Source organism: Novosphingobium sp. 63-713 (assembly GCF_001898925.1).
GTDB lineage: Bacteria > Pseudomonadota > Alphaproteobacteria > Sphingomonadales > Sphingomonadaceae > Novosphingobium.
The window spans coordinates 338,507-358,687 of sequence record NZ_MKVS01000008.1 but is presented as its reverse complement, the minus strand read 5'-3'; the positions used below and the strand labels follow the sequence as shown (position 1 = coordinate 358,687).

20 protein-coding genes and 1 pseudogene are annotated in these 20,181 nt (G+C 64.2%); 9 read left to right on the top strand and 12 right to left on the bottom strand.

Annotated features, from left to right (window positions below):
* Positions 1–65 precede the first annotated feature (65 nt).
* Complete coding sequence (locus BGP00_RS06815; protein ID WP_168604806.1) at positions 66–305, bottom strand: hypothetical protein; 240 nt, start codon at positions 303–305, stop codon at positions 66–68.
* 256 nt (positions 306–561) lie between these two features.
* On the opposite strand from BGP00_RS06815, the gene BGP00_RS06810 reads away from it, so the two are divergent.
* From BGP00_RS06810 to BGP00_RS06800, 3 genes are all read left to right on the top strand, one after another.
* The gene (locus BGP00_RS06810) at positions 562–708 is read left to right on the top strand and encodes a hypothetical protein (RefSeq protein ID WP_168604805.1); all 147 of its coding nucleotides are present in this window, start codon (positions 562–564) and stop codon (positions 706–708) included.
* A gap of 117 nt (positions 709–825) precedes the next feature.
* Entirely contained in the window at positions 826–3,153 is a 2,328-nt protein-coding gene (locus BGP00_RS06805) for a glycosyltransferase family 4 protein (RefSeq protein WP_292689851.1), read from the top strand.
* On the top strand, positions 3,134–4,453 hold the full coding sequence (locus BGP00_RS06800) for a glycoside hydrolase family 130 protein (RefSeq protein WP_292689853.1): 1,320 nt from the start codon (positions 3,134–3,136) through the stop codon (positions 4,451–4,453). Before BGP00_RS06805 ends, BGP00_RS06800 begins: the two co-directional genes overlap by 20 nt.
* A 42-nt stretch (positions 4,454–4,495) precedes the next feature.
* Here the strand turns inward: BGP00_RS06800 and BGP00_RS06795 are convergent, their stop codons facing one another.
* The 5 genes and pseudogenes from BGP00_RS06795 to BGP00_RS06775 form a co-directional block, all read right to left on the bottom strand.
* Positions 4,496–4,942: a CBS domain-containing protein gene (locus tag BGP00_RS06795; protein WP_168604802.1), complete on the bottom strand. Its 447-nt coding sequence runs from the start codon at positions 4,940–4,942 to the stop codon at positions 4,496–4,498.
* Positions 4,939–5,070: a hypothetical protein gene (locus BGP00_RS06790; protein WP_292689856.1), complete on the bottom strand. Its 132-nt coding sequence runs from the start codon at positions 5,068–5,070 to the stop codon at positions 4,939–4,941. The genes BGP00_RS06795 and BGP00_RS06790 overlap by 4 nt, the downstream gene beginning before the upstream one ends.
* A 55-nt stretch (positions 5,071–5,125) precedes the next feature.
* Positions 5,126–5,380 (bottom strand): annotated as a pseudogene (locus tag BGP00_RS25375) (Hsp20/alpha crystallin family protein); the annotation flags it as partial.
* A 650-nt stretch (positions 5,381–6,030) separates the two neighbouring features.
* Positions 6,031–6,207, bottom strand: a complete 177-nt coding sequence (locus BGP00_RS06780) for a CsbD family protein (RefSeq protein ID WP_168604800.1) — start codon at positions 6,205–6,207, stop codon at positions 6,031–6,033.
* A 127-nt stretch (positions 6,208–6,334) separates the two neighbouring features.
* Complete coding sequence (locus BGP00_RS06775; RefSeq protein ID WP_292689860.1) at positions 6,335–6,898, bottom strand: NADPH-dependent FMN reductase; 564 nt, start codon at positions 6,896–6,898, stop codon at positions 6,335–6,337.
* 243 nt (positions 6,899–7,141) lie between these two features.
* Here BGP00_RS06775 and BGP00_RS06770 point away from each other — a divergent pair, with 243 nt between their 5' ends.
* Positions 7,142–7,477: a PepSY domain-containing protein gene (locus BGP00_RS06770; RefSeq protein ID WP_168604798.1), complete on the top strand. Its 336-nt coding sequence runs from the start codon at positions 7,142–7,144 to the stop codon at positions 7,475–7,477.
* A gap of 35 nt (positions 7,478–7,512) precedes the next feature.
* The gene (locus BGP00_RS06765; RefSeq protein ID WP_168604797.1) at positions 7,513–8,157 is read left to right on the top strand and encodes a hypothetical protein; all 645 of its coding nucleotides are present in this window, start codon (positions 7,513–7,515) and stop codon (positions 8,155–8,157) included.
* A gap of 74 nt (positions 8,158–8,231) precedes the next feature.
* Here BGP00_RS06765 and BGP00_RS06760 read toward each other — a convergent pair whose 3' ends face one another.
* Positions 8,232–8,666, bottom strand: a complete 435-nt coding sequence (locus tag BGP00_RS06760; protein WP_292689862.1) for a PaaI family thioesterase — start codon at positions 8,664–8,666, stop codon at positions 8,232–8,234.
* 23 nt (positions 8,667–8,689) lie between these two features.
* Positions 8,690–10,156 carry an efflux transporter outer membrane subunit gene (locus tag BGP00_RS06755; protein ID WP_292689863.1) on the bottom strand — a complete coding sequence of 489 codons (1,467 nt, stop codon included), beginning with the start codon at positions 10,154–10,156 and terminating at the stop codon, positions 8,690–8,692.
* A gap of 91 nt (positions 10,157–10,247) precedes the next feature.
* Here BGP00_RS06755 and BGP00_RS06750 point away from each other — a divergent pair, with 91 nt between their 5' ends.
* From BGP00_RS06750 to BGP00_RS06740, 3 genes are all read left to right on the top strand, one after another.
* A complete protein-coding gene (locus tag BGP00_RS06750) occupies positions 10,248–10,862 on the top strand; it encodes a TetR/AcrR family transcriptional regulator (RefSeq protein WP_292689865.1) in 615 nt (204 codons plus the stop codon).
* A gap of 72 nt (positions 10,863–10,934) precedes the next feature.
* Positions 10,935–12,008 (top strand): efflux RND transporter periplasmic adaptor subunit, encoded by a 1,074-nt coding sequence (locus tag BGP00_RS06745; RefSeq protein WP_292689867.1) that lies wholly within the window; start codon positions 10,935–10,937, stop codon positions 12,006–12,008.
* Positions 12,005–15,088 carry an efflux RND transporter permease subunit gene (locus BGP00_RS06740; protein WP_292689868.1) on the top strand — a complete coding sequence of 1,028 codons (3,084 nt, stop codon included), beginning with the start codon at positions 12,005–12,007 and terminating at the stop codon, positions 15,086–15,088. Before BGP00_RS06745 ends, BGP00_RS06740 begins: the two co-directional genes overlap by 4 nt.
* On the opposite strand, the gene BGP00_RS06735 is transcribed toward BGP00_RS06740, so the two are convergent.
* The 3 genes from BGP00_RS06735 to BGP00_RS06725 form a co-directional block, all read right to left on the bottom strand.
* Positions 15,085–16,272 (bottom strand): chloride channel protein, encoded by a 1,188-nt coding sequence (locus tag BGP00_RS06735; protein ID WP_366522353.1) that lies wholly within the window; start codon positions 16,270–16,272, stop codon positions 15,085–15,087. The two genes, BGP00_RS06740 and BGP00_RS06735, sit on opposite strands and share 4 nt — an antisense overlap.
* Positions 16,273–16,500: 228 nt before the next feature.
* The gene (htpG, locus tag BGP00_RS06730) at positions 16,501–18,393 is read right to left on the bottom strand and encodes a molecular chaperone HtpG (RefSeq protein ID WP_292689871.1); all 1,893 of its coding nucleotides are present in this window, start codon (positions 18,391–18,393) and stop codon (positions 16,501–16,503) included.
* Between the two features lie 65 nt (positions 18,394–18,458).
* Complete coding sequence (locus BGP00_RS06725) at positions 18,459–19,034, bottom strand: TetR/AcrR family transcriptional regulator (protein WP_292689872.1); 576 nt, start codon at positions 19,032–19,034, stop codon at positions 18,459–18,461.
* A gap of 162 nt (positions 19,035–19,196) precedes the next feature.
* On the opposite strand from BGP00_RS06725, the gene BGP00_RS06720 reads away from it, so the two are divergent.
* Positions 19,197–19,724, top strand: coding sequence for a hypothetical protein (locus BGP00_RS06720; RefSeq protein ID WP_292689873.1), 528 nt, complete (start codon positions 19,197–19,199; stop codon positions 19,722–19,724).
* A gap of 26 nt (positions 19,725–19,750) precedes the next feature.
* On the opposite strand, the gene BGP00_RS06715 is transcribed toward BGP00_RS06720, so the two are convergent.
* On the bottom strand, positions 19,751–20,161 hold the full coding sequence (locus BGP00_RS06715) for a VOC family protein (protein WP_292689875.1): 411 nt from the start codon (positions 20,159–20,161) through the stop codon (positions 19,751–19,753).
* Between the last annotated feature and the right edge of the window lie 20 nt (positions 20,162–20,181).

Sequence of the window (20,181 nt, the reverse complement as noted above, 5' to 3'; positions counted from 1 at the left end):
GCCATGCGGCCGGTGCAACACAACGCCGCCCGCGCGGGCGGACGGCGCCGGTTTATTCATGCGCGTCAATATTTCGCGCTGGCATCGCTGGCCGGAAAACTTTCGTCGGAGGCCTGATCGACCTTGTCCCAATCGTCATGGGGCGAACGCATCGCGTCGGGCCCGGCATTGCGGACCTGCACGAAATTCTCGGGCGCTTCCTCGCCCGGGGCAAAGGCGGCGGGGGCCTTCTGCGCGTTGGGCCGGAGCCAGTGATAGAGGGCGTAAAGGCCAACGATACTCAGAGCCGTGTTAATCCATCGCATGACAGCATCTCCGTAGCGGGTTGTTGGGTTCGTTCTGAAAAGAAAGACCTGGCCCAAAGGGATGTTCGGCAGAATTCGGGGCGCATGTCCCGAATATTGCACAGCTGGCCTCAGCCAGGAGGCCGGGGATGGGAACAGGCCGGATGCTGCGGCGTAAGCCCGCCATACGAGCCTCTCATGCGCCAAAGGGCGAATGCCGATTGCGACGGACAATCCGCCCTGATCGCCGCTCTGGCGGAGCATCAGGAGAATGATCATGAAAGAGGATGGCGAACCGGTAATCATCGAAACGAACAAGGTGCGCGCCGGATCAACCCCCCATATCGTGCGCTACATATTGATGGTCAGTATGGCGCTGGCGATCATCGGCATGGGGCTGATCTGGTGGATCGGCCGCGGGTGAGGGGACCACAGGTGACGGGTGCGCCCGACTTCTGCCTCTCCAATTGTTGTTTGCGCTGTGATGGAACATTTCCGTTGCCGGCCCATTTGAACTCCTGACAGGGAAGAGGTATCTGCGATGGGCGAGGAAAATTCCGGCACACCATCTTTGGGCGAACAGGGCGCCAACCACGAAGTTGTCCCTTTCATGCTGCGTCATGCGCTGGGGGCCAGACGCCTTCGCGTGGCGCTTGTGGGCACCTATGCGCCGCGCAGCTGCGGCATAGCCACCTTTTCCGCCGATGTGCGCGAACAGTTGATGCGCCACGCAGGCGGGGTCGACATTGACGTCTATGCCCTGGACGGGCCGGATTCCGGGCTGGTCTATGCTGCGGATGTCCATGTCATTGGCGCGCAAAGGCGCGAAGATTATCTGCGTGCGGCCCGCGCCATCAATGACAGCAAGGTCGATGTGGTGTGGATTCAGCATGAATTCGGCATTTTCGGCGGGACCGACGGGGCGCTGATTGCCGAACTGGTCGACAGGCTGGCCGCGCCGGTGCTGATCACATTCCATACCGTGCTGGCCAAACCCTCGCCGGGACAGCGCGCGGTGATGGAGCATTTGCTCAGCCGTTGCTCGCGCATCATGGTGATGTCGCAGCAGGGGCGGCAATTGCTGATGTCCACCTATCGCGCGCCGGGCGGCATCATCGAAGTGATCGAGCATGGCGCGCCCGATCGCCCTTTCCGCACCGCCCAAAAGGCCAAGCAGCGCATGGGGCTGGCGGGCAGGAAAGTGCTGACCACCTTTGGCCTGCTGGGGCCGGGCAAGGGGCTGGAAACCGCCATCGCGGCCATGCCCGCCATTTTGCGCAAACATCCCGAAACGGTCTATCGCATCGTGGGCGCCACACATCCGGTGCTGGTCGCGCGCGACGGCGAGAGCTATCGTCAGGGGCTGATGGCGCAGGCCGAGGCTTTGGGCGTTTCCCACGCGATCTTATGGGAAAACCGCTTTCTGGCCATCGAGGATCTGCTCGAACAGCTCGAATGCTGCGACATCTATCTCAGTCCCTATCCCGGTCTGGACCAATCGACATCCGGCACGCTCAGCTATGCCGTGGCCTTGGGCAAGGCGGTGGTTTCGACCCCCTATGTCCATGCGCGCGAATTGCTGGCCGATGGGGTGGGGTGCCTGATCGAGCCCAACGCGCCCGATGCGATTGCCGAGGCGGTCAATGATCTGCTTTCCAGCCCGCAGCGCCTGCTGGAATTGCAGCGCCGGGCCTATGAACGCGGGCGGCGCACCACATGGCCCCATTTCGCAAGGGCCAGCGCGCATCTCGTCCGCAACACTCTGGCCGCGCGCCCGCAGCGGGTGGAGCCCACCGTGGTGCCCGAACTGGCGGCCGTATGGAACATGAGCGATGCCACCGGCATGTTGCAGCATGCCGTCGGCCCGGTGCCCGACCGTCGCCATGGCTATTGCACCGATGACAACGCCCGCGCACTGATGCTGATGAATGTGGCCCGGGGCCTGCCCGAGGCCGAGCGGATGCGGTGGAGCGGCATCTACGGCGGTTTCCTCTTTCATGCGTGGAACCCGGATGCCGGGCGCTTTCGCAACTTCATGCGCTTTGACCGGGAATGGTGCGAAACCATCGGGTCGCAGGATTCCAACGGGCGCGCCCTATGGGCTCTGGGCCACACCTGCGAACAGAGCCCCATTGGGGAATTGCGGATGTGGGCCGGGCGCCTGCTGGACGAGATGATCCCGCGCATGACGGATCTGGATTCCCCGCGCGCGCTTGCCTTCAGCACGCTGGGCTGCTGCGCCCTGCTGCGCAGCGGATGGTCGAATGCGCTGGCGGGTGAACTGGTTGTGGAGACGTGCGAATCCCTGACCCGTCTTGTCTCGATGTTTCGTCGGCCCGGATGGCTCTGGTTCGAGCCGGGGCTGGCCTATGACAATCCGCGCCTGTGTCAGGCCCTGATCGAAGGGGGGCTGATGATGGGGCGGCAGGACTGGATCGACACCGGGCTGGAAACGCTGGCATGGATCATGGATTGCCAGACGTCGGCCCAAGGTTTCTTTCGCCCGGTGGGATCGGAAAGTTTCGATCAGCATGGGGGTTGGAAGCCGTTCGACCAGCAACCGCTGGAGGCGCAGGCGGCCATCGAGGCGGCGCGCGCGGCCTGGATGGCCTCGGGCGACGAGATGTGGGTCCGTCAGGCCCATCAGGCCTATCAGTGGTTTTTTGGCGCGAATGACCGCGGCGTGGTGATGGCAGATATTGCCAGCGGACGCTGCTGCGATGGTGTGACGCCGCGTGGCCGCAATGAAAACAGCGGCGCGGAATCCATCCTCGCGTTTCAACTGAGCCATTACGCACTTGCCGCAATGAACCGGGAAGCAAGGCCTTATGCTAAAGCTGGAACCGATCTTGGAAACTCCATCGGATAGTCTCGCCCGCAGTCCGCTGCGCATACTTGAACAAAGACTTCACGCCGACCCGTCCCGGGTGGTGCTGAGGCCGTTTCACTTAGGCTGGCAGGCGACCAACGCGCCCGAGGGGCGTGCGCTGCGCCTTGTGTGCGATGTCATGGGCCTGAGCGAGGAGCAGGTGGCCCATGAATATGATGTGGTGATCCGCGACTTTGGCAATCGCCATTGGCAGACCGAGCATCTGTTCGAGGCGCGCTATCGCGAAGTGGCCGAAAGCCTGCATCTGGACGGTCATGGATTGTCGGAAGCACGGTGCCGTCTGATCGGCGCCTTCTTCTGCCATGAATATACCTATGCGGCGGCGGCGCTGATGAACCCGTCCATCGTGCCCAGCCCCAACCAGTCGGGCATGGAGGACGGGGCCATGCGCTTCATCCTGTCGCTGCGCGCGGTGGGCGAGGGGCATATCAGCTCGATCGCCTTTCGCGAGGGGATCATCGAGCCGGACGGGCGTTTCCTGCTCTGGCCGGAATCCGCCTTTGCCACGAGCGTCCAGCGCACCGATGCATGCGCCCGCAACGATGCCAATTGCACCGTCACGGTCCAGTGCCACCCGGAAAGCACGCTGTCGAACACGGTGATCTTTCCCATCACCGAGCAGCAGGCCAATGGTCTGGAGGACCTGCGGCTGGTGCGGATGGACCATGGCGACGGCGATTTCGAATGGTTGGGCACCTATACCGCCTATTCGGGCCGCTCGATCCGGTCGGAATTGTTGCGCACACGCGATTTCCGCCAGTTTCAGCTGACCCCTATTCAGGGGCGCGCCGGGCGCAACAAGGGCATGGCGCTGTTTCCGGAAAAGATCGGCGGGCAATATTGCATGATCGGCCGACAGGACGGCAAGAACCTCTATCTCCTGCGTTCCAACTGGGTGGATACATGGGATGATGAAGGCATCCTGCTGATGGAGCCCCGCTTTCCGTGGGAGTTCATCCAGATCGGCAATTGCGGCAGCCCGATCCTGACGCCCGAAGGCTGGCTGGTGATCACGCATGGGGTGGGGGCGATGCGCAAATACGCGCTGGGCTGCTGCCTGCTGGACCGGGATGATCCCAGCAAGGTGATCGCCCGTTCCGCCGAACCCATCCTGACGGCGGAAAATGCCGACCGCGCGGGCTATGTGCCCAATGTGGTTTACAGTTGCGGCGGGATGTTGACGGGGGGCAACCAATTGCTGCTGCCCTATGGCATTTCCGATATCGCCGTGGGCTTTGCGCTGGGATCGTTGAGCGACATTATGGCGGTGATGAGCTGATGCATCCGGCGGGCGCGGCTGCGCCCGCCGGGCTCTGCGCCTTCATGGCCTTGTGCTGTCCCCTTGTGAATGCAGGCCGCTCGACCGGGTGATCTCGCGCAGCGCGGCCCCCGAACGTGCGATCTCGCCGCCGGCGGCCAGATCGGTGATCGAGATCACGCCCACCAGCCGCTTGTCACGGTCAACCACGGGCAGGCGCCGGATCTGCTGCTCGCCCATATTGTAGAGGATCTGCTCGACCTCTTCGTCCTCATAGCAATAGCGCACGTCCTTGCTCATGACATCGCGGATTCTGGTGTCGGGGGCCATTCCCTTGCCCACGCCCCGGATGGCGATGTCGCGATCGGTGATGATCCCGACGATCCGGTCATTCTCGCCGACGGGAAGAAAACCCGCATCGATATCCATCATCATGCGGGCGGCGTCCTGAAGCGTCTCGGCCGGGTCCATGATCCGCACCTCGCGCGTCATGCATTCACAGGTTTTCATGATCGGTCCTTTCCGGATTGGGGCTGTTTGGCATTTGCCTCGGGCCGGTTGGCCGGGGCGGGGCTGGGGTCGATGGCGATCTTGCGTTCGCCTTTTTCCTGGTCGGCCCCGTGCAGGATGATGCCCATGTGTGAAATGGGCGCGGATCCGGTCGGGCTCGACCGCTTCGGGCAGGCGGAAGGTCCGCTCGAATTTGCCGAAGGCGCGTTCCTTGACCTGACGGTTTTCACCCGCGCCATCCTGTTCGACCCGTTTTTCGGCGCGGATCGTCAGCAGGTCGTTTTTGATGGACACATCAATGTCTTCTTCGCGGATACCGGGCAATTCGGCCGTGATGCGGATCTGGTGATCGTCCTGGGTGACGTCCACATTGGGGGTAAAGGTTCCTCCCAAGGCTTCGCGCGCCTCGTCAAATTCGCGAAAGATGTCCTCGAACATCCGGTTCGCCTGCCGGTAAAACGAAAGGAAGGGGTTGGGCGGACGCAGCGGTTCGACCGAGCGGGGATGATAATAGGCCAGGGGGTGGGAGGTCATGTCATCTCTCCGGGCTTGCTGGTTGGCTAAGTGACCGCGTGGCCCGTGGCTCGTGGGCGAGCCCAAAAGTCGAAGGTGTCAGCCGGAGGGAATTGTACCAACATGGGTCCAACAGGTCCTTTGGGCGGGCTTTGTCGGCCCGGTCCACGCGATCCCCAGCGTAATAGGCGGGGCCGGGGGATGTTCCGTGCGAATATGATGAAACGGGGCATTTTGCCGTTCAGCCGTTTCGGGCCGGGAGTGTCCGGTTCGTCCCTGTCATCCTGCTATCATTGCCCGGATGTTAATCGACCATTTAAATCATTGGTTCACATCGATCATGGTCAAAGCGGATCTATCCTGAGGCTCTGTCTGTTCAGACAACGTCTGTCGAGACATCCGCAGGGGAAGCGCGCCGGTCCTAGCGATGAGGCTGCCATGACCGGCGCGCTTTTTATGGCGGGATGGCCGCCCAACAAAAATCGGGACCGGACCCAAAGGTCCGATCCCGACAGTTTCGGTTCCCGCCGCCATCGCTCTATCGATTGCGCGACGGACAACCGGCCCGGTGTTCTTCAGGGCTTCAGCTTGCTTTCGAGGCGGGCCTTGGCCTTTTCGGCGTCGCCCTTGGCTTCCTGAATGTCGCCTTCGGCCTCGATATCGGGGCGGTCGACCGCCTCGCCGATCGCGCGCTTGGTCTTGCCGATGGTTTCGTCCATAAAGCCCTTGGCCCGGTCCTTGATCTCACCCATGGTACAGCTCCTTTTTTCCGTCTCGGTATGGATGAAAGCGGGGGCGGGCGGGCATGTTCCGTGTTGGCTTGCCGCTTTCCGGGCCGATTGCGGGGAAGCGCCCATCCCGCACGGCGAGCGGAACGCCCTATGACCGCAGCGAAGCCATCTGCGCCACAAACCCGGCATAGGCCTGCATATAGCGGCGCAGGAATTCCTTGCACCGCACATCGTTGACCTCGCCGTCGTCGGAAATCAGCCCCGGCGTGAAATGGATATAGGCCTCGGGCGCGTTCATTTGCGGACAATCGCAGGAGGCCAGAATGGCGCGCAGGTGCTGCTGGGCGATGGCGCTGCGGATTTCGCCCGGCGAGGTGCCGATGATGGCGCCGGGCTTGTGGGTAAAGGAATTCCGGCCAAAGGGACGACTGGCCCAGTCGATGGCATTTTTCAGCCCGCCGGGAACCGAACGGTTATACTCGGGCGTGACAAACAGCACCGCATCAACCTGTTCAAGCGCCTCTTTGAACGCCCGCGCCGCCGGGGGAAAATCGGCGTCATGGTCATAGCTGTAAAGCGGCAGATCGCGGATGGGAATTTCGGTGCAGACCAGTTCGGGCGGCGCCAGCCTTACCAGCGCCTTGGCCAGTTTGCGGTTGATCGAGGCCGTGGCCAGACTGCCTATCAGATAGCCGATCCTGTATTGGGTCATGACATGTCCTTTCCTCATTGCCGGGATGGCGGATGAAGCGGACGGGCGCGGGAGAGATCCGGCATTGGCGCCCGCCCGCTTCCTGCGCAAGACAGTATGATGGAGACGGCCAGCGCGCGGCCCGGTTCCCCGCATGCCGCAAAATCGGACCAACTGTTTGCGTCGCGCGCGCATCGGAACGCGGCCGGATGGAACATTGGCCCTTGGCTGCTCTTTCTCCTGAACAAAGCAGGAGATCGAGACATGACCCACAGGATAATGACTTCGTTCGCGCTGATCATGAGTATGGCCTTGGGCACGCATGCCCTTGCACAGAGCGGCCAGAAGCCCGCCGCCAGCGACCATGCTCCCGCCAATCCGGCCGTCAAATCGCCCGATGCGATCACATGGGGCCAACTGAGCAAGGGGCGCAATTCCTTCACCGAGGGCGAGGCCCGGACACGGCTGGAAAAGGCGGGCTATAATCGTGTCGACCAGTTGAAGCTGGACAAGGACGGCCTGTGGCAGGCCCGCGCCCAGCTCGACGGACAGCCCGTCCATGTGGCCCTCGATTACAAGGGCAATGTTGCGCACCGATAACCCCCAACCTTTGACGCGATGAGAGAGGATTGACCATGAGCACGATCGTCACCCGACTTTACGACAGTTTCGAGCAGGCCGAGAACGCCGTGCGCGACCTTGAACTTGCCGGTATTCCCGAGAGCGATATCAGCCTGGTTTCGCACCGGTTTGCCGCCCATGGCGTCAAGGGCGCCCCGGCCGACCTGCGCGAACCCGAGGATATGACCGCCGCGCAGGCCGCAGGCCGTGATGCGGCGGCGGCCGGTTCATTCGGCGGCATTCTGGGGGCGACCGGGGGCGTGCTGGCCGGGCTGGGCCTGCTGGCGATTCCGGGCATCGGACCGGTCGTGGCGGCCGGTTGGCTGGCCAGCGCGGCGGCGGGCGCGGTGGCGGGCGGCGTGATCGGCGCGGGCGCCGGGGGCATTGTCGGGGCGCTTTCCAACGCGGGCGTCAGCCGCGAGGAGGCCGAATTCTACGCCGAAAGTGTCCGGCGCGGCGGCACGCTGGTCAGCGCCAAGGTGCCCGATGATATGGCGCAGACCGCACAGCGGGTGCTGGCCGATTCCGGCTCTGTCGATGCGGTCGAGCGCCGCCGTCTGTATGAAGGCTCCGGCTGGACGCGGTTTGACGAAAGCGCGCCGTCCTATTCGGCCGAGGACATCACCGCCGAACGCGACCGGTGGATGCTGCGTCACTGATCGCGGGTGCGGCATTGGTGAAGGAGAGCGCGGGGAGGCAAGCAGGCATGTTTGCCCCCGGCGCTCTTCGCGCGCTATTTCTGTTCAAAAACCAGCAGGGTGGACGTTGCGGTGGCGCATAATTGCCCGTCGGCATTGTGCAGGCTTGCCTCGGCGAAACCGGCCCGCCGCCCCATCGAGAGCAGGCGCCCGGTGGCCCTTACCGTCCCGCTGTCGGCATGAAGCGGGCGCAGATAGGACACTTTCAGCTCCAGCGTGGTATAGCCGTAACCGGGCCGCAGCCCTGTGTGGGCGGCAATGCCGCAGGCACTGTCCAGCATGGTGGCGATAAAGCCGCCATGCACAGTGCCCATCGGATTATAGGCGCTGCCGTCGGGCGTCGCCTCAAAGACGCAATGGCCATGATCGGCCTCAACCAGCGCGATGCCCAGCTTCTCGCCCAGCGGCGGCTGTTTTCCCTTGGCCAGCAGGGCCTGCACCTGTTCAAGGCCAGTTGGTGATTTGGTCATGCTCGTGTCTTCGGTGTGGCGCGTCATTGTGCGGTGGCGGGCGGGTTCCATCCGCCGCCCAGCGCGCGGAAGGAGGCGATGGCGCCGCGCGTGGCCGCCGCCCGCGCCTGTATCGCGCCATCGCTGGTTTCCAGCAGGCGCCGGTCGGCATCGAGCACCTCGATCAGGCTGACCATCCCGCCCTTATAGGCCGCCATCGAGGCATCGCGTGCCTTCGTCAGCGAGGCTTCGCCATCGTGGAGAGATGTTGCGCGCGCCTCCTGCTGCACAAGCGTCGAGAGAGCATCCTCGACATCCTGAGACGCCCGCAGGACGGCAAGGCGATAGGCGGCCAACGCCTCAGTGTTGCGCCCCTTGGCCGCGCGGATCTCGGCATCCACCCGGCCAAAATCGAACAGCCGCCAGCGCAGGCCCATCACACCATTGGCCTGTGTCGCACCGCCGGTGAACAGGCCGCCTGTGGTGGTGGTGGCGCTGCCTACCAGCCCGCTGAGCGAAAATTTCGGGTAATATTCGGCCACTGCCACCCCGATCCGCGCGTTGGAGGCAGCCAGTGTCCTTTCCGCCGCGATAATGTCGGGGCGGCGGCGCAGCAAGGCGGCAGGGCCGCCCGCCGTGGCCACCGCAGGCGGGGCGGGGATGGGGGCCTGCGCCGTCAATTCGGTGCGGGTCGATCCGGGCTGGGCGCCGATCAGCACGTCGAGCGCGTTCATCGCCATGTCCAGTTGATTGCCAAGCGCGGGGATCGAACCGCGCACCTGTGCCAGTGCGCCTTCGGCCTGCCGCAACTGTAATTCGGCCGCGACGCCCTTGCGATATTGCAGGGCGACCAGATCGACAAGGCGCTGCTGTGTATCAAGCTGGGCGCGGGCGACATCGAGCCGCGCCTGAAGCATCCGGATCGTGACATAGGTATCGGCAATCTGCGCCGCGACCGACAGGCGCACCGCCACCGCGCCCGCTTCACTGGCCTGCCAATCCGCCCGCGCGGCATCGCGCGCGGCATCGCGGCCCCCGAACAGGTCGATTTCCCAGCTTGCGCCCAGATCAACCTCATAGGTTTCGCTGGAGCGCTGGAACCCCGGAAAGGCGCTGCCGATCCGGCCGATGGGCGTTTGCAGCGATTGATAGGTTTCCCCCGCCTGTCCGCTGACCTGCGCGGAAGGGAGCAGAGCGGCATTGGCATTTTTAAGCGCGGCGCGGGCTTGAAACACACGGGCTGCGGCCTGCTGCAGGTCGAGATTTTGCGCCAGCCCCCGTTCGACAAGCCTGGTCAACAGCGGATCGTTGAACGAGCGCCACCAGTCGGCCAGATCGGCGGTTGGGGCCGAACCATCTTGGGCTGAACCATGGCGCGCGGCCACGGCGGCCTCGCCGTGAAAGGCGGGGGGCAGGGCGGAGACAGGCCGGTCATAGCGGGGGCCGACGGAGCAACCGGCCAGCAGCAGAGGGGCGCCAAGGGCAGGCAGGATCAAGGTCAAAGGCCGCATATTTTCCTCGCAGCGCCAATGGATAATGTGTGACCAATATATTGTTTGGTTACACGTTGTCAATGCGCGGGGCGAGGACTATGGTTGCGCCATGACCAATGCACCCACCGATACCGCCCCGCGCGGCCCGGCCGAACACACCGTGCGCGACCAGATCATCGCGGCGGCCCATGAATGTTTCGCCCGCTATGGCTATGGCAAGACAACGGTTTCCGACCTTGCCAAGGAGATCGGCTTTTCCAAGGCCTATATCTATCGGTTCTTTGAATCGAAGCAGGCTATTGGCGAGGCGATCTGCACCGACCGGCTGGATCAACTGGTGTCCGAGGCGCGCGCCGCGATTGATGAAGGGGGCAGTGCGACGGAAAAATTCAGGCGTATGTTCAAAAGCTTGACGACGCTTAGTCTGCAGCTCTTCTTTCATGACCGCAAGATTTACGAAATCGCGGCGCTTTCGGCGGCCGAGCAGTGGAACTCGGCCAAAACCTATAAGGCGACGCTCAAGGCGATGCTGATCGAGATCGTCAGGGAAGGGCGCGAAAGCGGCGAGTTCGAGCGCAAAACCCCGCTGGATGAGACCTGCCGCGCGATTTTCTACGCGATGATGCCCTTTATCGATCCGCTGCATCTGGAGCGCAATCTGGACCTGTTGCCTGATGCGCAGGTCGAGGTATGCGGTCTGATCCTGCGCAGCTTGGCTCCGTGATGCAAAATGTGACTACTTGACATTATAGTCACATGAACACACATGATCCCTCTCTCGTTGGAGGAATCGTGCGTGACGAATCGGTATCGCAAATCTGCTCTCGCCCTGCTGGCTCTGCCCGCGTTTGCACTTTCGGCCTGCCACGGCGCCGACCCTGATCCGCGCGCCCAGCCGCCGCTGGTGCGGGTGCTCTCGCCGGTGGCTGCGGGCGATGCCGCGCATGAATTCACCGGCATCATCGCCGCCCGCGTGCAGAGCGATCTGGGCTTTCGCGTCGGGGGCAAGATCACCGAGCGGCTGGTGCAGGCCGGGCAGACCGTGCGACGGGGACAACCCCTGATGCGGATTGATCCCACCGATCTGGCGCTGGCCACAAACGCCTCGCAGGAAAATGTGCAGGCCGCCCGCGCTCGCGCTTTGCAAACCTCGGCGGACGAGCGGCGCCTTCGCGATCTGATTGCGGCGGGGGCGGTGTCCGCCTCGGCCTATGATCAGGCCAAGGCCGCCGCCGATGCCGCCCGCGCCCAACTGGCCGCTGCCGAGGCGCAGGCAAAGGTCGCGCATAATACGGCGGGCTACAGCCTGCTGGTCGCCGATGCCGATGGCACGGTGGTCGAAACGCTGGCCGAGCCGGGGCAGGTGGTGGGCGCGGGCCAGATCGTCCTGCGCCTTGCCCGTTCCGGCCCGCGTGAGGCGCTGGTGCAATTGCCCGAAACCGTGCGCCCTGCGATCGGATCGGAGGCCAAGGCGCGCACCTATGGCGGCGCGAATGGCATGGCCACGCTGCGCCAGCTTTCCGATGCGGCCAATCCGGCCTCGCGCACGTATGAGGCGCGCTATGTCCTGCATGGCGCGTCCGCACAGGCTCCTTTGGGGGCCACCGTCACCATCGCATTGGCGCAGCAGGGCCATGCCGGGGCAACGCAGGTGCCGCTTGGCGCGATCCGCGATGTGGGCAAGGGGGCGGGGGTCTGGGTTCTGCGCAATGGCGCGCAACCTGCAGTCACATGGCGCCCGGTCCATATTGCCGCTCTGGCCGAGGAAACCGCGACCATTGATGCCGGGCTGAGGCCGGGCGAGCGCATTGTCGCCATGGGCGCGCATATGCTGCATGAAGGCCAGCCTGTCCGGGTGGCGGCACAATGAGCGGCGGGTCGGAAACGTCCGGACGGTTCAACCTGTCCGCGCTGGCCGTGCGCGAAAAATCGGTGACGCTGTTCTTTCTGATCGCCATCATTCTGGCCGGGGTCTTTGCTTTTCTGAAACTGGGCCGGGCCGAAGATCCCGGCTTTACGATCAAGGTGATGACCGTGGTCACCGCATGGCCGGGGGCGACCGCGCAGGAGATGCAGGACCAGGTGGCCGAGCCGCTGGAAAAGCGCCTTCAGGAATTGCGCTGGTATGACCGCAGCGAGACTTTCACCCGGCCCGGCCTCGCCTTCACCACGCTGACCCTGCGCGATCAGACGCCGCCCAAGGACGTGCCCGAGCAGTTCTATCAGGCGCGCAAGAAGATCTCGGACGAGGCGCGCAAATTGCCGCAAGGCGTCGTCGGCCCCTTCGTCGATGATGAATTTGGCGATGTCAGCTTCGGTCTCTATGCGCTGAAGGCCAAAGGCGTGCCCCAGCGCGATCTGGCGCGCGAGGCTGAGAAACTGCGCCAGCAATTGCTGCATGTCCCCGGCGTCGACAAGGTCAAGATTCTGGGCGAGCGGCCTGAGCGCATCTATGTCGAATTCGCGCAGGAACGGCTCGCCACGCTGGGTGTTTCCCCCCGCGCGATCTTTGACGCGCTGGCCAAGCAGAACCTGATGACCCCCGCCGGTTCGATTGAAAGCAAGGCGCAGCAGGTGGTGGTCCGTCTGGATGGCGCGTTTGATGACCTGTCCAAAATCCGCGACCTGCCCATCGTCGCCAATGACCGCACCTTGCGCCTGTCCGACATTGCCAAGGTCGAGCGCGGCTATGAAGACCCCGCCACCTTCCTGATCCGCAGCGAGGGCGAACCTGCGCTGATGCTGAGCGTGGTGATGCGCGAGGGCTGGAACGGGCTTGATCTGGGCAAGGCGCTGGCCGCCGAGACCGACACGATCCGGCAGCAATTGCCGCTGGGCATGAGTTTGAGCAACGTGACCGACCAATCGGTCAACATCCATGATGCCGTCGACCAGTTCATGCATACCTTCATGGAGGCGCTGATCATCGTGATGATCGTCAGCCTTATCAGCCTTGGCTGGCGCGTGGGGATCGTGGTGGCCGCCGCCGTGCCTTTGACGCTGGCGGTGGTGCTGATGGTCATGTGGGCGACGGACCGCGCCTTTGATCGCATCACGCTGGGCGCGCTGATCCTGGCGCTCGGCCTGCTGGTCGATGACGCGATCATCGCCATCGAGATGATGGTGGTCAAAATGGAGGAGGGCTATGATCGCATCCGCGCCTCGGCCTATGCGTGGAGCCATACGGCCGCGCCCATGCTGGCGGGCACGCTGGTCACGGTGATCGGCCTGATGCCGGTGGGCTTTGCCAAGTCCACGGCGGGCGAATATGCGGGCAATATTTTCTGGGTGGTGGGCTTCGCGCTGATCGCCTCGTGGTTCGTGGCGGTGATCTTCACGCCCTATATGGGGGTGAAACTGCTGCCCGCGATTAAACCGGTGGAGGGCGGCCATGCCGCCATCTATCAGACGCCGCGCTACAGCCAAGTGCGCGGCATCATTGCATGGGCGGTGCGGCGCAAGAAGCTGGTGGCGGGAGCGACCTTTGGGGCGTTTCTGGTGGCGGGCGTGGGCATGGGGCCGGTGAAGAAGCAGTTCTTTCCCACCTCCGATCGGCCTGAACTGCTGGTCGAGGTGCAGATGCCCAAGGGCACCGCGATCGGCCAGACGAGCGAGGCCGCGCGGCAGGTGGAAACCTGGCTGCGCAAGCAACCGGAATCGCGCATCGTCACCACCTATGTGGGTCAGGGCGCACCGCGCTTCTATGTCCCGCTTTCGCCCGAATTGCCTGATCCTTCCTTCGCCAAGATCATCGTGCGCACGGCCAAGGAAGCTGACCGCGACGCGCTGAAACTGCGCCTGCGTCAGGCGGCAGCCGATGGTCTGGCCCCGGCTGCGCGGGTGCGGGCGACGCAATTGGTGTTTGGTCCGCCATCGCCTTTCCCCGTGGCGTTTCGCGTCAACGGACCCGATCTGGCCACGGTGCGCAGCATTGCCGCGCAGGTGCAGGCGGTGATGCAGGCCGATCCGATGATGCGCACGGTCAATGCCGATTGGGGCGACCGCGTCCCGGCGCTGCATTTCGTGCTGGATCAGGATCGGTTGCAGGCGCTGGGCCTGACCTCGGGCGATGTGGCGAACCAGTTGCAATTCCTCCTCAATGGCGTGACGGTCAGTCAGGCGCGTGAGGATATCCGCACCGTCGATGTCGTGGCGCGCTCGGCGGGCGGCGACCGGCTCGATCCGGCCCGCATCAGTGATTACACGCTGACCGGCGCCCATGGCGAGCGCATCCCTGTCAGCCAGATCGGCAAGATCGAGGTCCGCATGGAGGACCCGATCCTGCAACGCCGCGACCGCGTGCCCACCATCACCGTGCGCGGCGACATTGCCGACGGGCTTCAGCCCCCCGATGTCTCCACCGCCATGCTGGCCAAGCTGCAGCCGATCATCAAGAATCTGCCCGCCGGGTATCGCATCGACATGGCCGGTTCGATTGAGGAGGCGGCCAAGGCCAATGCCGCGTTGGCGCCGATCTTCCCGATCATGATCGCGGCGATGATGATCGTCATCATCCTTCAGGTGCGCAGCCTCTCGGCCATGTGGATCGTGCTGCTCACCGCGCCGCTCGGCGTCATCGGGGTGGTGCCCACTTTGCTCATCACCGGCACGCCTTTTGGCTTCAACGCGATCCTTGGCCTTATCGCTCTGGCGGGCATTTTGATGCGCAACACGCTGATCCTGATCGGCCAGATCCGCGATAACCAGAACGCGGGCATGAGCCCCTATGACTCGGTGGTCGAGGCCACCGTCCAGCGTTCGCGCCCGGTGATCCTGACCGCGTTGGCCGCTGTGCTGGCCTTTGTGCCGCTCATCAGTTCGGTGTTCTGGGGCTCGATGGCGATCACGCTGATCGGCGGCACGCTGGGCGGAACGGTGCTTACGCTGGTGTTTCTGCCCGCGCTCTACGCACTGTGGTTCCGTATCCTGCCGCCTGCCTCAGAGCACTAGCGGAAGCTGAGCGACAGCGCGTGATAGAGTTTGGGCCGGCACACCATCGCGCTGGCCCAATCCGCGATCAGCGCGGTGCCGAACAGCGGCAGGATCATCGACCGGTCGGCGGTCATCTCCATCACGATGATGATCGCCGTCAGGGGCGCGCGCACCACGCCGGAAAAATAGCCGACAATGCCCAGCACCACGATCGCCCCGCTGGCATGGGTGGGAAAGATCATCGCCAGAGCCTGCCCCAGACCTGCGCCCACCGAAAGCGAGGGGGCAAAGATGCCCCCCGGCGCGCCGCTCAGCGCCGTGGCCAATGTCGAGATCAGCTTGGCCGGGCCGAAGGCCAGCGAAACCTGATGCCCTTCGAGCAGCGCGCGGGTGGTTTCATAGCCCGTGCCCCATGAGAGGCCATTGCTGACAACGCCCGTGATCGCCACAATCAGCCCGCAGGCGCCCGCCAGAACCAGCGGCCGCCCCTTGATCCGGGCCAGCCAGGGCGCGCTCGACCATGCCATGGCCACCATCGCGCGGGCAAACAATCCGCCCAGCAACCCGCCGCCGATCCCGGCCATCGGCACGACCATCAGCATGGTGCGCAGATCCAGCGCCGCGCTCATCGCGCCGAAATAGATGTAATCGCCCGACAGGCCCAGACTGACCAGACCCGCGATCATCACCGCCGCCATCACCTGCACCGCGACCTTCTGCTCGAATGCGGCGGCCAGTTCCTCGATGGCAAAGGCCACCCCGGCCAGCGGCGTGTTGAACGCCGCCGCCACGCCCGCCGCGCCGCCCGCGATCACCACGCCCGAGGTGATCGGCACCCGCAGCATCCGGTTGACCGCCATCATGATCGAGGCGCTTATCTGCACGGTGGGCCCTTCGCGCCCGGCCGATCCGCCCGCCAGCAGGATCAGCAGCGTGCCGACAAATTTGGCCGCAGCCGTTGCCGGCGAAAGCAGCGCTGCGGCTTTGGCCCCGTCGGGTTTATGACAGGCGGCCATCACCTGCGGAATGCCCGAGGCCCGCGCCATCGGCCAGAAGCGGCGTGTCAACCACACCACCGCCATGAACAGTGCCGGGGTCAGGATCAGTGGCGACCACGGCGCATGGTGATAAAGCGCTAGAAAAGCGCGTTGCGCCCATTCGCCGCCTTGCGCAAATGCGATGGCGACTAACGCCAGCGCCATCGCGCCAAGGATGGCGGCAATACGCGATGCAAAATTTCGGGTCCAGCGCAGGCGGGCGAGCCCGGTTTTGGCTTGTCGTTCCATCGACACAGCGGGCCTCTTGTTGCAGCCTGAAAGTTCATCTCCCTTAGGCGCGGAACGCGGCGGCGTCTATGGGCGGTGCGGCGGATCGATGTGCCGGATTTTCCTGGGGAAGGGGCCGGGTCTGGACCTCGGCCCCCATTCCGGTCAGCCTGCGGCCCGCGTGATCAACCGCCCCAGCCGTTCGGCAAAGGCGCGAGGGTCGAGCGGTTGTTCGCCATCGACAATGCGCGCTTCATCCAGCAGCAGATGGGCGGCATCGGCGCGCAATCCATCCTGCGCGGGCAGGGCGGCAAGGCGCGCGATCTGCGGATGGGCGGGGTTGACCTCCAGCACCGGCTTGGCGCCTGCGGGGGCTTGGCCCGCATTGGCCAGCAGCTTTTCAAGCTGGCGGTCAAGGCCGCTTTCGCTGGCCACAAGGCACACCGCGCTGTTGGTCAGGCGGTCCGAGGCACGCACGTCCGACACCGCCTCGCCCAGCGTGTCCTTGATGAAGGCGAGGAAGGAGGAAACCTCATCGTTCGCCTCCGCCTTGGGTGTTTCGGCGCCTTCGGGCAGGGGGATCAGGCTCAGATCAGCCGCGCCCTGCGTCACCGACTTGAACGGCTTTCCGCCCATGTCGATCCCGCCGCGCACCCAGAAACTGTCCACCTGATCGGGCAGCAGCAGCACCTCGATCCCGCGCGCACGGAAGCCCTCCAACTGGGGCGAGGCGGCGATGCGGTCGATGTCGCTGCCGGTGGCGTAATAGATCGCGGTCTGGTTCTCCTTCATCGCCGCGACATAATCGTCGAGCGAACGCCATTCGCCGCCCGAGGTGGTCGTCTTGAACCGGGCCAGACGCAGCAGGCTCTCGCGCCGCTCGAAGTCCTCGTACAGCCCCTCTTTCAGCACCGCCCCGAACGTGTCCCACAGCTTGGCATAGGCCGCCGGATCATTCTTCGCGGTCTTTTCCAGCTCACCCAGCACCTTGCCGGTCAGGCCCTTCTGGATCGTGGTCAGGATCGGGCTGTCCTGAATCATCTCGCGTGAGACATTGAGCGGCAGATCTGCCGAATCCACAAGGCCCCGCACAAAGCGCAGATAGCGTGGCAGCAATTCGGCCTCATCGGTGATAAACACCCGGCGGACATAGAGCTTCATCCGCCCCTTGCGGTCCGGGTCGAACAGGTCGAACGGGCGGCTTTCGGGCACAAACGCGAGGACGTTATATTCATACCGCCCCTCGGCGCGGTAATGCAGGGTCAGCGCCGGGGCGTCCCACTGGCCTGCCACGCTGCGATAGAAGTCCTTGTATTCCTCCTCGCTGATCTCGTTCTTGGGCCTGGTCCACAGAGCGGTGCCGTCGGCCAGTTGCTCGCCCTCGGCATCGGGCTTGTCCTTCAGCATGATGGGCACGGGGACATGGCCGGACTGGGCGCGCACCATCTGCTCGATGCGATAGCGCTGGGCGTAATCCTTGGCCTCCTCCATCAGATGCAGCACGATGCGGGTGCCGCGCGCAGGCGCTTCATCGGCGGAGACGGCGCCGACAGTGTAGGTGCCCAAACCGTCGGAGGACCAGATCGCCGCCTCATCCTGTCCGGCGCGGCGCGAGATGACGTCGACCTTGGATGCCACCATGAAGGCCGAATAGAAGCCCACGCCGAATTGTCCGATCAATTGTGTCTGTTCATCGCCCTTGGCCGCCGCGATGCTGTCCAGGAAGGCCTTGGTGCCCGAGCGCGCAATCGTGCCCAGCGTTTCGGCCATGTCGGCCGCGCTCATGCCGATGCCATTGTCCTCAAGGATCAGGCGGTTGCCGTCGGCGTCAATGGTGATGGTGATGCGTGGGGCCGGGTCCTCGCCCAGCAGGTCGGGCCGGGCAATCGCTTCATAGCGCAGCTTCTCGCAGGCATCCGCAGCGTTCGAGATCAGCTCGCGCAGGAACACATCCTTGTCCGAATAGACCGAGTGCACCATCATGTGCAGCAGCTTGGCCACGTCGGCCTCGAATGCATGGGTCTGCGGACGCGCCCCGTCCAGCACTTCGTTCGTCATGGGTCGGCAAAACTCCCTGCTGTTGGTCAATAATGGCGCTCAGATGTTGCGCGGCAGCGCCAGTTTCAAGAGCGGGCGGGCGATAAAGCCGGATCATCCCCTGCCAGCGCGGTGGCGCAATGATGCAGGCTTTGGGCCAGACACACAGCGGAGGCGGAAAAGCGGTGCTCCACCCAGCCTCGCAGGAGCGCGCCCATGGCCCCGGCGATCTGTTCGGCCAGCATGGGGATCGTCTCCTGCCGCCGGGTTGCGGGGCCTGTGCGCAGGCTTTCCTGAAAATGGTCGACGAGCATCGCGTGGATTTTCTCACCGGTCCGACCGGCGAACAGGCGGCGCGCTGTGCCGCGATGCTGCCAGATATGGGCGACCCATTGCTCCAGCTCGGGCGAGACGGAACGGCTCTCCAGCGTGGAGGCCAGAGCCTTGGCGAAAGGCTGAAGATTGGCGAGCAGCAGATCGTCCTTGCCGCTGAAATGGTAATAGAAGGTCGAGCGCGCCACCTGCGCCGCACGGATCACGCTGTTCACGCCGAAATCGGCATAGCGGCGGGTCAGCACCAATTCGCCAAAGCTGCGCAACAGGGCGAGGCGGGCATCGGCCCCGGAATGTGTTTCGCCTGAATGGGGTGCGGGGCGTGTCATGCATGATGGTTCGGACATTACGGCCGACTTGTCCATATCGGCCGTGATCCGCCACCATTAAACACCCGGCCATCGTCACCATTGGAGCCCGCCCTTATGTCCTCACCCAGCCGCAATGCACGAACCGGCGCTGTTGCGCTCGCCCTTGGCGCGGCCTCACAAATGGCTGCCGGCCTGCTGGGCCGGGTCAATCTGCCGTGGGCTTATGCGGGATGGCTGCTGTTGGTTTTCGGCGCGCTTTGCCTGTGCGATGAACTGGGCGCGCGCCGTCCGCTCAACCGGGCAGGCATCATCATGCTGGAGGTGGGTTTCGCGGCGCGGACGGTGATGCTGATCGTGCCCGAACCTCTTGTGACTGTCCGCGCCGAACTGACCTTTGTTCTCTCCTGCCTGCTGGCCCTACTCCTCTGGTCGGTTGCGCTTATGCATCGCTCCGAACGGCCCAAGGCTATCGGCATGTTCGGCACCTTGCTGTCCGGGGGAGGGCTGGCCATGCTGGCGGCGGCGCATATCGCGGTGGCGGGGGTGGGCTATCTGGGCTTTGCCGATCTGTTCGCGGCCCTGCGGCGGCCGGATGCGCAGTCCGCGCAGGCCACAATCACCCTTTGCGCGATCATGGCCGCATGGGCGAGCGCCGTTGCCGGTCTTATGTGGACCGGAGGCATTAACGGCGGAGTGCAGCCGTCATAATCAGGCCGCGCTCCGCTCTTTCCGCTTCACTCCCCGGTGGGCATGGCGCTCATATCCATCCAGAAGGCTTCCCAGACATGCCCGTCGGGATCGGCAAGATTGCGGTTATACATAAAGCCCAAATCCTGCACCGGATTGACGTCCGCCTGACCGCCATGGGCATCGGCCGCCTCGTTCATCCGGTCCACCGCCTCGCGGTTCTCGCAGGAAATAGCCAGCATCACTTCGCTTGATGTGGCGGGCGGGATCGGGCGGCTGGTGAAAACGCGCCATTTGTCATGGGTGAGCAGCATTACGCTGATCGTTTCGCTCCACACCATGCAGGCGGAATTGTCGTCGCTGAACTGCGGGTTGTTGGTGAAACCCAGCGCATCGTAAAAGCGCATGGCGCGGGGCAGATCGGTCACCGGCAGATTCACGAAGATCATTTTTGTCATGCAGCTTCTCCCTTGGCGTC